Source organism: Conyzicola lurida (genome assembly GCF_014204935.1).
Taxonomy (GTDB): domain Bacteria; phylum Actinomycetota; class Actinomycetes; order Actinomycetales; family Microbacteriaceae; genus Conyzicola; species Conyzicola lurida.
Map to the genome: position 1 here is coordinate 2,417,993 of NZ_JACHMJ010000001.1, position 12,017 is coordinate 2,430,009.

Here is a 12,017-nt window from a genome sequence, read left to right on the forward strand (position 1 = left end):
ATCCTACCGCGGGCCCCCGGGCCTACGGGCAGTACTCGAGGGCGGCCAGCTGGTTCTCGCTCGCCTCGCTGTTGTCGGCGGCGCACGACAGCTGGACGCTCGCGGTGCCTCCCGGCGTGACCGCGGAGACGCTGCCCGAGAACGGCTCCTGGCCGTCGCACTCGATCGTGAACGGCATCACCTGCGGCGTGGTCTCGACGGCGGTGACGAAGGTGCCGTCGGCGGGCGGGTCGGCCGTCACGTACTGCTGCTCTCCGAGCACGAAGTCGGTCGCGAAGTCCTCGCCGACCTGCCCGGTGGTGCGCGCGTCCTCGATCAGCACGCTCTCCCACTCGTCGCGCAGGTCGCTGTCGAAGTCCGAGACCATGTTGATGCCGTCGCCGCCGAACTGCGGCTCGGTCGGCACGGCGATCGTCTCGACGGTCGTGACGGGACCGGACGGCGTCGTCGATCCGGTGGTGGTGACGACCTGGACGCCGACGGGCACGTTCTCCCCGTAGCTCAGAGTGCCCCAACTGATTGCCCCGGTCTCGGGCGTGCAGCCGCTGGTCGCGGCCGGCTCGGCGGTGGGTTCGGTGTCGTCCCCGGCGGTCGTGCAGCCGGCCATGGTGATGGCCGCGAGTGCCGCGACGAGGAGTGCTGAATACTGGCGAGTTGTCATTGCTGCCTCCATCCTTGGTCTTCGACGCTACGCCCGGCACCGAGAGAATATGAGCTATTCACAGGCAACACGGATGTCGCGGCTCAGGCGTCGACGACGCGCAACCGCCCCGCGAGCCCGAGGACGACCGCTACGATCGCGAGCGCGACGACGGCGAGGCCCGCGTACCCGAGCAGCGTGAGAACGGGTCCCGCGAGAGCGCCGCCGAGCGCGCCCGCCGCGTTCATCGCGAGGTCGGAGCGCCCCTGCATGACCGAGCGCCGCTCGGCCAGAACCGACTCGGCGAGCAGCGCCGACCCCGCCACGGTGGCCGCGCTCCAGCCGAGCCCGAGCAGCACGAGGCCGACCGTGACCCCGACGTGGCTCTCGGCCCCGAGCGCGACGGTCAGCAGCGCCGCCACGAGCACCGCCTGCCCGCCGAGGATCACGGGGATGCTCCCGAGGCGGTCGGCGAGCGCGCCGAACACCGGCGAGAGCACGTACATGCCGGCGATGTGCAGGCTGATCACCAGCCCGACGACGGTGATCGACGAGCCGTGGCCGCTGAGGTGCACGGGCGTCATCGACATCACGGAGACCATGACCGCGTGGCTGAGGGCCACGGCCGCGATCGCGAAGGTGGCGCGACGGGGGCGCGCGACAGCCGGTGTCACGGCCGCGGCCACGGGCGCGGCATCCAACCGCTGTCGGAGCAGGAGCGGGTCGGGCCGCAGGCCGACCGTGTAGACGAGCGCCGCGGCGAGCTGGGCGACCACGGTGAAGACGAAGGGGCCGGCGAGCGGCGGCAGGCCGAGCGCTTCGCCGACGCGCTCCCCCGGGCCGACGAGGTTCGGGCCGACGACCGCGCCGAGCGACGTGGCCCAGACGACGAGCGAGAGGTCGCGTGCGCGGTGCGCGGCCGAGGCGAGGTCGGTGGCGGCGAACCGGGCCTGCAGGGCGACCGCGGTGCCGCTGCCGAGGCCCGCGAGCGCGAGCAAGAGCAGCGGGAACGATTCGACCACCACGCTCGTGATGGTGAGCAGCGCGCCGACCGTGGCGATAAGAGCACCGAGCGCGAGGGCGACCCGGCGACCCCGGCTCCGCGCGAGACGCGCGAGCGGGATCGCGGCCGCCGCGGCGCCGAGCGTGCTCATGGTCGCGGCCATGCCGCTCCAGGCCGGGGAACCGGAGAGCGACTCGGCGATGATCGCGCCGAGCGACAGGGTGGCCCCGAGGCCGAGGCCGCCGAGCACCTGTCCGATGCTCAGCAGCGCGACGGAGCGCCGCTGGACCGCGCGGTACTCGTCGAGGGTGGTCACGCCCGTGCGCGCGTGGGGTTGCCGAGCGTGCCGATGCCGCCGATTCCGATCTCGACGAACTGGCCGGCAGTGATGGCGCCGTCGCCGGCGGGCGAACCGGTCATGATGATGTCGCCCGGCAGCAGCGTGAAGATGTCCGAGGCGAAGGCGACCAGTTCGGCGACGGTGTTCTTGCTGTCGCCGGTCGAGCCCGAGAGACGGGTCTCGCCGTCGACGCGGGTAGTGATCGTGAGGTTCTGCGGGTCGAGCTCGGTCTCGATGACCGGGCCGACCGGTGCGAACGTGTCGTAACCCTTGGCCCGCGACTCCTGGCCGGGCTCTGCCATCAGGTCGACGGCGGTGACGTCGTTGCCGACCGTGTAGCCGAAGACGTGGTCGAGGGCGTTCTCGACCGAGACCTTCTTGGCGATGCGGCCGATCACGACGACGAGCTCGCCCTCGTGGGCGACCGCGCCGACGCCGTCGGGCAGCAGGATCGGGTCGCCCGGTCCGACGACCGTCGTGTTCGGCTTGAGGAAGATCAGCGGGGCGGCGTCGGTGTCTTCGTCGGGGTCGGCCGGGTAGTTTCCCTCGACGCTGAGAACCTTCGAACGAGGGATGACGGGGGCGAGGAGCCGCACGTCGGAGAGCGGCACACGCTCCTCGGTCGTGTCGAAGCCGACGAACATCGGGTCGCCCGTCAGGACGACGAGTTCGTCGCCGTCGACGATGCCGAAACGGGGGTCTCCACCAGAGCTAAAGCGCGCGATTTTCACGGGTGCAAGCCTAGTCGGGGGCTGTGGCGGGTCGAGCCTGTCGAAACCAGAATCGGGTTGAGCTTGTCGAAACCCATGGGATTTCGACAGGCTCGGACCACCGGCAGGCGTAGCGTGGGCCCCATGGAACATCGCTATCTCGGAAACAGCGGCCTCAAGGTCTCGGAAATCACGTACGGCAACTGGCTGACCCACGGGTCCCAGGTGGAGAACGACGTCGCGACGCAGTGCGTGCACGCCGCCCTCGATGCTGGAATCACCACGTTCGACACGGCGGACACCTACGCCAACACCGTCGCGGAGCAGGTGCTCGGCGACGCCCTCAAGGGCCAGCGCCGCGAGTCGCTGGAGATCTTCACGAAGGTCTACTTCCCGACCGGGCCGAAGGGTCCGAACGACACCGGCCTGAGCCGCAAGCACATCCGCGAGTCGATCGACGCCTCGCTCATCCGCCTCGGAACCGACTACGTCGACCTCTACCAGGCACACCGCTACGACTACGAGACACCGCTCGAGGAGACGATGCAGGCGTTCGCGCAGGCCGTGCACCAGGGCAAGGCGCTGTACATCGGCGTCTCCGAGTGGTCGGCCGAGCAGCTGCGTGCCGGACACAAGCTCGCCACCGAGCTCGGCATCCAGCTCATCTCGAACCAGCCGCAGTACTCGGCGCTCTGGCGCGTCATCGAGGGCGAGGTCGTGCCCACGTCGCGCGAGCTCGGCATCTCGCAGATCGTCTGGTCGCCCGTGGCACAGGGCGTGCTCACGGGCAAGTACAAGCCGGGCGCCGAGCTGCCCAGCGGCTCCCGGGCGACGGATGCCGCGGGCGGGGCCGACATGATCAGCAACTGGCTGCGTGACGAGGTATTGACCGGCGTGCAGAAGCTCGAGCCCATCGCCGAAGAGAACGGCCTGTCGATGGCGCAGCTCGCCGTGGCCTGGGTGCTGCAGAACGACAACGTCGCGTCCGCGATCATCGGCGCCTCCCGCCCGCAGCAGGTCACCGACAACGTCAAGGCGTCGGGCGTGACGCTCAGCCCCGAGACTCTCGCCGCGATCGATGCGGCGATCGGGGATGTCGCCGAGACCGACGTGTCGCTGACCGTGGGTCGCTCGCCGAAGTCGCGCTAGCCACCCAGCCATCCCGGCCGCACGAAACCCACCTCGTAGGCGAAGACCGCGGCCTGCACCCGGCTCGCGGTCTTCGTCTTCTGCAGCACGGCGCTGATGTGCGTTTTCACCGTCGCCGCGCTGAGGAAGAACTCCGAGGCGATCGCCGCGTTGCTCAGGCCTCGCGCGATCGCCTCGAGTACCTCCCGCTCGCGGTCGGTGAGTGTCGCGAGCAGCGCGGCCTGGTCGGCGGGCACCACGGCGTCGACGGCGCGGCTCTCGGCGCCGAGCCGGTGCTCGAGCAGGGACCGGGTCATCGCCGGGTCGATCAGGGTGTCGCCGCGAAGCGCCGTGCGCACCGCGGCGGCGAGCAGGTCGGCGCCCGCGTCCTTGAGCAGGAACCCCGATGCTCCCGCGCGCACGCTGCCGAGCAGGTACTCCTCGTCGTCGAACGTGGTGATGACGACGACCGCCCTCGCGGTGCCCGCGGCGACGATGCGCCTCGTCGCTTCCACGCCGTCGAGCCGCGGCATCCGGATGTCCATCAGCACCACGTCGGGTCCGTGCTGTTCCGCCTTCTCGACCGCGTCGATTCCGTCGCGCGCCTCGTCGACGACCTCGATGTCGGCCTCCGCGTCGAGCATCATGCGCAGCCCCATGCGAACCATCGGCTGGTCGTCGACGACGAGCACGCGGATCGGGCCGGTCACGCGCGCACCAGTTCGCGGCTCGGTTCGGGCAGCCGCACGAGCACGGTCCAGCCGCGGCCGTTGAGGCGCCCGGCGACGAGGGTGCCGCCCGCGGCCTCGGCCCGCTCGCGCATGCCCCGGATACCGGACCCGCCGCCGCTCGACGACACCGCCGACGCCTCGGAGCCCTCGTCGTCGATGCGCAGCTCGATCGAGCGGTCGCGGGCGCCGAGCGCGATGCGCGCCGCCGTCGCGTCCGAGTGCAGCATCACGTTGGTGAGCCCTTCCTGCACGATGCGCACGACCGCGGCCTGCTGCAGGGTCGTCAGGTCCAGGTCGGGGTCGATCGCGACCTCGACGACGAGCCCCGTGTCACGCACCCGGCCGACGATCGCGTCGAGCGCGGCGGCGAAGTCGGCGGGCGCCATCAGTGCGGGTGCACCCGTGTCCGAGCGCAGCACGCGCACCACCTGGCGCATCGCGCCGAGCGCGTCCTGCCCGGTGCCGGCGATCCAGCGCACCGTGTCGCGCAGCTCCTCGGGACGGGTGTCGGCGACCCGGTCGGCGGCCTGCGCCCGGATCACCATCGCGCTGATGTGGTGGGCGACGACGTCGTGGATGTCGCGGGCGATGGCCGTGCGCTCCTCGGCGACGATGCGCGCGGCGTCGGCCTCGCGCAGGCGTTCGAGCTCCGCGTTGCGCTCGCGCAGCGACGCGACGGTGCGGCGCTGGGCGTGCACGGACGCGCCGAGCAGCATGGCCCCGATGGCGACGAGGCCCGCGAGGATGCGGGTGGAGGGGTCGCTGTAGACCAGTGTCTCGAGTACCCAGGCGGTCTCGCCGGTGTAGTCGACGCCCCACATGAACGAGGGCACGACGGTCAGGACCACCGAGACCACGACGACGGGGGCCGCGATCCGCAGCTGCAACCCGCTCGCCGCGGCGATGAAACCGGCGACGACGAGCGGCACGATGCGCAGCTCGGGAACGTCGAAGTACCAGGCGGGCCAGACCGACGCGATGCCGACCAGCACGAGTCCGACGAGCGGCCAGCGCCGACAGAGCAGCAGCGCGAGCGCGGTGATGACGCCGAGATAGATGTAACTCTCGAGCTGGAACGGGTACCAGCCGAGTCGCAGCGCGAGCAGGATCGCGAGCAGCCACGCGGCGAGCAGGGCCGCGGCCCGCAGCGCGTCACGCACGAGGGGACGGCGCCAGAGCGCGGAGACGGAGGTCGGGAGCGTCGGCATGACCCGACTCTATCCGCGGGGTGGCGGCGGGGCCTCGGCCGTTCGGGTGATCTCGTCACCAGCGGGTTGAGCCTGTCGACACCCCCGCGGAAGGGATTTCGACAGGCTCAATCCGCCTGAGCGGCTCAGGCGTCGAGGCGCGTCATCCAGCCGTGCACGTCCTCGCGACGTCCGTACTGGATGTCGGTGAGCTCTTCGCGCAGCGACAGGGTGAGCGGGCCGGCGGGGGCGTCGGCCGAGCCGATCTCGAAGTCGGCGCTCTTCACGAGGGCGATCGGCGTGACCACCGCGGCGGTACCGCAGGCGAAGGCCTCGACGATGTCGCCCGAGGCCACACCCTCGCGCCACTCGTCGATCGTCACGCGACGACGCTCGACCTTGAGGCCGCGGTCCTCCGCGAGCTCCAGGATCGAGTCGCGCGTGATGCCCTCGAGGATCGAGTCGGAGTGCGGGGTGACGAGCGTGCCGTCCTTGTAGACCAGCACGATGTTCATGCCGCCGAGCTCTTCGAGGTACTTGTTCTCTTCGCTGTCGAGGAACAGCACCTGGTCGCAGCCGTTGTCGTACGCCTCGGCCTGGGCCACGAGCGACGAGGCGTAGTTGCCGCCGGTCTTCGCCGCACCCGTTCCGCCCTTGCCGGCGCGCGAGTAGGTGGTCGAGAGCCAGATCGAGATCGGCACGACGCCGCCGCCCGCGAAGTACGGGCCGGCCGGGCTCGCGATGACGTAGTAGTTGACCTTCTCCGCGGGACGCACGCCGAGGAACGACTCCTTCGCGAACATAAACGGACGGATGTAGAGGCTCGTGTCGGGCTCGGAGGGGACCCACGCGCCATCCGCCTTGATGATCTCTTTCAGCGAGTCGATGAAGTACTCGGTGGGCAGTTCGGGAAGCGCCATGCGACGGGCGGAGCGCTGCATGCGCTCGGCGTTCTTCTCGGGGCGGAAGGTCCAGATGGAGCCGTCCTCGTGGCGGTACGCCTTCATGCCCTCGAAGATTTCCTGGCCGTAGTGCAGCACGGCGGCGGCGGGGTCGAGCGAGATCGGGCCGTAGGGCTGCACGCGCGGGCGGTGCCAGCTGCCACGGGCCGACCAGCAGATGTCGACCATGTGGTCGGTGAAGTGCTTGCCGAAGCCCGGGTCGGCGAGGATCTCCATGCGCTCCATCTCCGACTTGGCTTCGGGGTTCATGGAGCGTAGGAACTGCAGGGTGGTTGGCGCGAGGAGGTTCTTGATCATGCTGGCGGTTCCTGTCGGTTCGTTGTTCTAATTCTTAGGTGAGCGAGGCCGCGATGGCGTCGCCGATCTGCGCGGTGGTCCTGGGGGCGGAACCACGGGCGGCGAGGTCGGCGGAGACGGCCGCGGAAACGCGAGCCGCGGCATCCACTGACCCGAGGTGATCGAGCAGCAGTGCCACGGAGAGGATCGCGGCGGTGGGATCGGCTTTCTGCTGGCCGGCGATGTCGGGTGCGGATCCGTGGACCGGCTCGAACATGCTGGGGAACGTACCATCCGGGTTGATGTTGCCGGAGGCGGCCAGTCCGATTCCGCCGCTAATGGCGGCAGCAAGATCGGTGATGATGTCGCCAAAGAGGTTGTCCGTGACGATGGTGTCAAATCTACCCGGATTCGTGACCATGAATATAGTCACGGCGTCGATGTGCAGGTAGTCCACGGCCACGTCGGGGAACTCGAGGGCGACCCGGTCGACCGTGCGCTGCCAGAGCGAGCCGGCGAACACGAGCACGTTGGTCTTGTGCACGAGCGTCAGCTTTTTAGCAGGGCGGGATGCCGCGACGGCGAATCCGTACCGCACGAGGCGTTCGACACCGAATGCCGTGTTGACCGAGACCTCGTTCGCGACCTCGGCGGGGGTGCCGACGCGGATCGCACCGCCGTTGCCGACGTACGGCCCCTCGGTGCCCTCGCGCACGACGACGAAGTCGACGTCGCCGGGGTTCGCCAGCGGGGATTCGACGTTGGGGAACAGCGTGGTCGGGCGCAGGTTGACGTAGTGGTCGAGGGCGAAGCGCAGCTTGAGCAGCAGGCCGCGCTCGATGATGCCGCCCTTGAGGCGCGGGTCGCGGGGGTCGCCGCCGACCGCACCGAGCAGAATGGCGTCGTGCTTCTTCAGCTCGTCGAGGTCGGAGTCGTCGAGGATCCTGCCGGTCTCGAGGAAGTGCCCTGCCCCGAACGGGAACTCGGTCGTCGTGAGCGTCACGTCGGCGGGCAGTGCCGCCTGCAGCACCTTCACGGCTTCGGCGATGACTTCCGGTCCGATTCCGTCTCCGGGAATCACTGCGAGATTGAGAGCTGAGGGCATTCCTCCAGCGTACTGCCCGGCGCCTAGCAGGGCGGATGCCGCGTTAGCAAGCGATCGGCGGGTGGCACGGCTGAGCCGCCCAGTCGGTATGGTTGGCGCATGAGTATTGGAAGCGGTATCGCCCTGTTCGTCATCGGCGCCATTCTGGCCTTCGCGGTCAACGTGCAGCTGGACTGGATCGAGCTGAGCACCATCGGCTACCTGCTGATGGGTGCCGGTGTGTTGATCTTCATCCTCGGCCTCGTGCTGATGATGCGTAAGCGCCAGTCCACCACCACAGTGCGCTCGGCCGTCGACCCCGCCAGCGGCGAGGCCGTGCAGCAGCGTTCGACCAGCACGCCGAACGACACGATCTAAGCAGCATCAGCGACACCGGTCGCTGAGCTTGTCGAAGCGTCGCCATGACGCGCGCTTCGACAGGCTCAGCGACCGTTTCGCGTCAACCCCGCGGCTTGCGCAGCGTGACCAGCGTCACCGTGATCGCGACCGCCATCAGTGCCGCCGCGACCCACGAGGTGACGACCACGCCGGAGTCGAACGCCGCCCGCGCCGACGCGAGCAGGCTGTCGCCCACCGCGCCCGGCAGCGTCGACGCGACCTCGACCGCGCCGCCCAGGGTCTCCCGGGCCGCCGTCGCATCGGCGCCCGTCACGGAACCGGGGATCACGACCGACGACCGGTACGACGCGGTGAGGATACTGCCGAGGACCGCGGTTCCGAGGACGGCGCCGAGTTCGTAGGCGGTCTCCGAGACGCCGGATGCCGCACCCGCTTTGTCTGCGGGAACGCTCGAGATGATCAGGTCGTTCGAGAGCGTCTCGGCCGCACCGATCCCCGCACCGAGCACACAGAACGCGAGGATGAGGCTCAGCGTCGTCGTCCCTCCCCCGACGATCGCGACCGAGGCGTACGCGACGAGCGACAGCGAGAGCCCGAAGGCCATCAGGTAGCCCGGCCGGATCCGGCGCACGACGGGCACGATGGCGAGGCCCGCCACGATGATGACGACGGTGCCGGGCGCGAGCGCTATCGCGGCGTCGAACGGGCTCAGCCCCACCACGAGTTGCAAATGCTGCGTGATGAAGAACAGGAATCCGACGAGCGAGAACACGCTGACCAGGTTGACCACGACGGCGCCGCTGAACGACGGCACGCGGAACAGCTTCATGTCGAGCATCGGGTTGTCCTGCTTCAGCAGGCGGCGCACGAACAGGGTGCCCGCCGCGATGCCGACGGCGATCAGCAGCACGGGAACCACGCCGAAGCCCTCGGTCGCGATCGACTTGATCGCGTAGACCGCGGGGCCGAGCGCGAGCATGGAGAGCAGGATGCTGACGAGGTCGAACGGGCCGGGCGCCGGGTCCTTCGATTCGAGGATGAGCAGCGGCGCGAACACCAGAAGCGGCAGCAGGAACGGCACCGCGATGAGGAACACGGAGCCCCACCAGAAGTGCTCGAGCAGGACACCGCCGACGAGCGGGCCGACGGCGGAACCGGCCGAGAAGCCCGTCGCCCAGATCGCGATGGCGAGGCGGCGCTGACGGCGGTCGACGAAGAGCGAGCGCAGCAGCGACAGGGTGGACGGCATGATCATCGCGCCGAAGAACCCCAGCAGAACACGCGCGGCGATCAGCCAGGCGGCATCCTGAGCCGTCGCCGCCAGCACGGAGACGACGCCGAAGCCCGAGGCGCCGATGAGCAGCATGCGGCGGCGGCCGAAGCGGTCGCCGAGGTTGCCCATCGCCACGAGCAGGGCCGCGAGCACGAGCGGGTAGGCGTCGACGATCCAGAGCTGGGCCGCGGCCGACGGGCGCAGGTCGCGGGCGATGCTCGGCAGCGCGAAGCTCAGCACGGTGTTGTCGATCGAGACCAGCAGGGTGGGCAGCATGAGCACGCCGAGGGCGAACCACTGGCGGGTGGAGGCGAGGACGCGGGGGTGTTCGATGGTGCTCATGGATTTACTGTACCGTCTGGACGGTACAGTGGGCAAGATCGCGCGGCTACGCTGGGGGCATGGTGCAGAAGACGTCAGCCAAAGAAGCGGTGCTCGACGCGTTCGAACGCGTGGTGATCGACCGGGGCGAGCGCGCCGCGACCCTCGAGGCGGTGGCCACCGAGGCGGGCGTCTCCAAGGGCGGGCTGCTCTACCACTTCGGCGGCAAGAAGGACCTCGTCGAAGGGCTCGTCGAAAGGATGACAGGGCTGGCCGAGAGCGATCTCGAGCAGCTGGCCGCGGCTCCCGACGGTATCGTCAGCCGTTTCATCCGCTCGTCCGTCGTTATCGGAACCCCGTTCGACAGCACGTATATCGCCATGACCCGGCTCGCGCAGTCGGGGCTCTACCCCGAGGCGAACGCGTCGCTCTCGAGCGTGGAGCAGGGATGGCGCACCCTGATCGAGGGCGCGGTCGGCGACCCGGCCATCGCCCGGATCGTGCTGCTCGTCGGCGACGGGCTGTACTACAACGCGGCGCTGTTCCCGTTCGACAAGCTGCCGACGCCCGAGGGCGAGCTCGACGACGTCGTCACCGCGATCGAGGAGCTGACGCGCTCGCGCACCGGTCGCTGAGCCCGCGGTCCCTGAGCCTGTCGAAGGGGTCGAAGCATCACCGCACGTGACCCTTCGACAAGCTCAGGGGCCGAGATCGACTAGTGCTTCGCGACGTGCTTGACCGGCTCCGCCAGTCCACGGTCGGCACGCACCGAACGCGACAGGCGCTCGATCGACTTCAGCGCGCTCACGACGTCGTCGACCGTGACGGCGAACGGCATGTTGTGGATGGTCTCGGTGGGGACGGTCGCCAGTTCGGCGATCGCCCGCAGCTCGGTCTCGTCCTCGACGGTGAGTCCGATCTCGGTGAGGGTGGTCGGGAGGCCGACGCGGGTGGTGAACTCGATGAAGTCCTCGATCTCGGCGCGCGGCGCACCCTCGAGCACGAGCTGGGTGAGCGAACCGATATTGACCTTCTGGCCGTGCGACAGGCCATGGGTCTGCGGTGCGGCGGTCAGGCCGTTGTGGATGGCGTGTGCCGCGGCGAGTCCGCCCGACTCGAAGCCGAGGCCCGAGAGCAGCGTGTTGGCCTCGACGAGGTTCTCGAGAGCCGGCGTGACGACACCGTCGCGCACCGCGTCGAGGGCCGAGAAGGCGTTCTCGTGGATGATCTCCCAGGAGAGCTTGGCAAGCGCGGTGCCGGTCTGGGTGGGCTGGCCGCCGGCCATGGTCGTGGAGTTCGACGCGGCAGTGGCGCGCGCCTCGAGCCAGGTGGCGAGGGCGTCGCCGATTCCGGCGACGAGGAAGGCGACCGGGGCATTGGCGACGAACTGCGTGTCGATGAGCACGAGGTCGGGGTTGCGCGGGAAGAAGCGGTACTCGACGAACTCGCCCTCCTCGGTGTAGATGACGGCGAGGGCCGACGTGGGTGCGTCGGTCGACGCGACGGTCGGCACGCTGACCCAGCGGATACCCGCGAGGTGGCCGGCCGACTTCGCGGCGTCGATGGCGCTGCCGCCGCCGACGGCGACGACGACGTCGGTGCCCGTTTCCTTGATCTTCTCGACGAGAGCGTCCACGGCGGTCGCGGTGGCGAAGCGGCCGAATCCGACGCGCTCGATGCGCAGGTCGGCGGCGGTGAAGCTCGCGCTGACCTGATCCTCGGCGATGCCCCAGACGAAGTCGTCGGCGATGATGAGCGGCGCGGTACCGATCTGCGCGACGAATTCACCGAGGCGGGCGAGAGCGCCCTTGCCCTGGACGTAGCGGCCCGGGCTCATGACAGTGCGGATGGGGGGTGTCGTGCTGGCGGTGGTGCTCATGCGAGTTGTCTTCAATCTCTCGATTTCCACGCCGGCCGCCTCGTGAGCAACCGGTGGCGGGGGCGAAGCGCCCTCACCTCTACGGTACGCGCGACAACCGTTGTGCGGCCGATCGGTGCACAT

12 protein-coding genes are annotated in these 12,017 nt (G+C 69.7%); 3 read left to right on the top strand and 9 right to left on the bottom strand.

Going from position 1 to position 12,017, the window contains the following annotated elements; all coding sequences use genetic code 11:
• Positions 1–22 precede the first annotated feature (22 nt).
• From HD599_RS11760 to HD599_RS11770, 3 genes are all read right to left on the bottom strand, one after another.
• Positions 23–661 (bottom strand): hypothetical protein, encoded by a 639-nt coding sequence (locus HD599_RS11760; RefSeq protein ID WP_184237761.1) that lies wholly within the window; start codon positions 659–661, stop codon positions 23–25.
• Positions 662–744: 83 nt separating this feature from the next.
• A complete protein-coding gene (locus HD599_RS11765; RefSeq protein ID WP_184237763.1) occupies positions 745–1,959 on the bottom strand; it encodes an MFS transporter in 1,215 nt (404 codons plus the stop codon).
• Entirely contained in the window at positions 1,956–2,714 is a 759-nt protein-coding gene (locus HD599_RS11770) for a fumarylacetoacetate hydrolase family protein (protein ID WP_184237765.1), read from the bottom strand. The genes HD599_RS11765 and HD599_RS11770 overlap by 4 nt, the downstream gene beginning before the upstream one ends.
• Before the next feature lie 123 nt (positions 2,715–2,837).
• Here HD599_RS11770 and HD599_RS11775 point away from each other — a divergent pair, with 123 nt between their 5' ends.
• Positions 2,838–3,842, top strand: a complete 1,005-nt coding sequence (locus HD599_RS11775) for an aldo/keto reductase family protein (RefSeq protein ID WP_184237767.1) — start codon at positions 2,838–2,840, stop codon at positions 3,840–3,842.
• Here the strand turns inward: HD599_RS11775 and HD599_RS11780 are convergent.
• The 4 genes from HD599_RS11780 to HD599_RS11795 form a co-directional block, all read right to left on the bottom strand.
• Positions 3,839–4,531 (bottom strand): response regulator, encoded by a 693-nt coding sequence (locus tag HD599_RS11780; RefSeq protein ID WP_184237769.1) that lies wholly within the window; start codon positions 4,529–4,531, stop codon positions 3,839–3,841. The genes HD599_RS11775 and HD599_RS11780 overlap by 4 nt on opposite strands.
• Positions 4,528–5,760, bottom strand: coding sequence for a sensor histidine kinase (locus tag HD599_RS11785; protein WP_184237771.1), 1,233 nt, complete (start codon positions 5,758–5,760; stop codon positions 4,528–4,530). The genes HD599_RS11780 and HD599_RS11785 overlap by 4 nt, the downstream gene beginning before the upstream one ends.
• A gap of 125 nt (positions 5,761–5,885) precedes the next feature.
• Positions 5,886–6,950, bottom strand: a complete 1,065-nt coding sequence (locus tag HD599_RS11790) for a branched-chain amino acid aminotransferase (RefSeq protein WP_246376704.1) — start codon at positions 6,948–6,950, stop codon at positions 5,886–5,888.
• Between the two features lie 82 nt (positions 6,951–7,032).
• Positions 7,033–8,082 carry a 3-isopropylmalate dehydrogenase gene (locus HD599_RS11795; RefSeq protein ID WP_184237775.1) on the bottom strand — a complete coding sequence of 350 codons (1,050 nt, stop codon included), beginning with the start codon at positions 8,080–8,082 and terminating at the stop codon, positions 7,033–7,035.
• 99 nt (positions 8,083–8,181) lie between these two features.
• Here HD599_RS11795 and HD599_RS11800 point away from each other — a divergent pair, with 99 nt between their 5' ends.
• A complete protein-coding gene (locus HD599_RS11800; protein WP_184237777.1) occupies positions 8,182–8,439 on the top strand; it encodes a DUF6458 family protein in 258 nt (85 codons plus the stop codon).
• A gap of 82 nt (positions 8,440–8,521) precedes the next feature.
• Here the strand turns inward: HD599_RS11800 and HD599_RS11805 are convergent, their stop codons facing one another.
• Positions 8,522–10,036 (bottom strand): MFS transporter, encoded by a 1,515-nt coding sequence (locus HD599_RS11805; protein ID WP_184237779.1) that lies wholly within the window; start codon positions 10,034–10,036, stop codon positions 8,522–8,524.
• A gap of 59 nt (positions 10,037–10,095) precedes the next feature.
• Here HD599_RS11805 and HD599_RS11810 point away from each other — a divergent pair, with 59 nt between their 5' ends.
• On the top strand, positions 10,096–10,650 hold the full coding sequence (locus HD599_RS11810) for a TetR/AcrR family transcriptional regulator (RefSeq protein WP_184237781.1): 555 nt from the start codon (positions 10,096–10,098) through the stop codon (positions 10,648–10,650).
• An 80-nt stretch (positions 10,651–10,730) separates the two neighbouring features.
• Here HD599_RS11810 and HD599_RS11815 read toward each other — a convergent pair whose 3' ends face one another.
• The gene (locus HD599_RS11815) at positions 10,731–11,894 is read right to left on the bottom strand and encodes a glycerol dehydrogenase (protein WP_184237783.1); all 1,164 of its coding nucleotides are present in this window, start codon (positions 11,892–11,894) and stop codon (positions 10,731–10,733) included.
• Between the last annotated feature and the right edge of the window lie 123 nt (positions 11,895–12,017).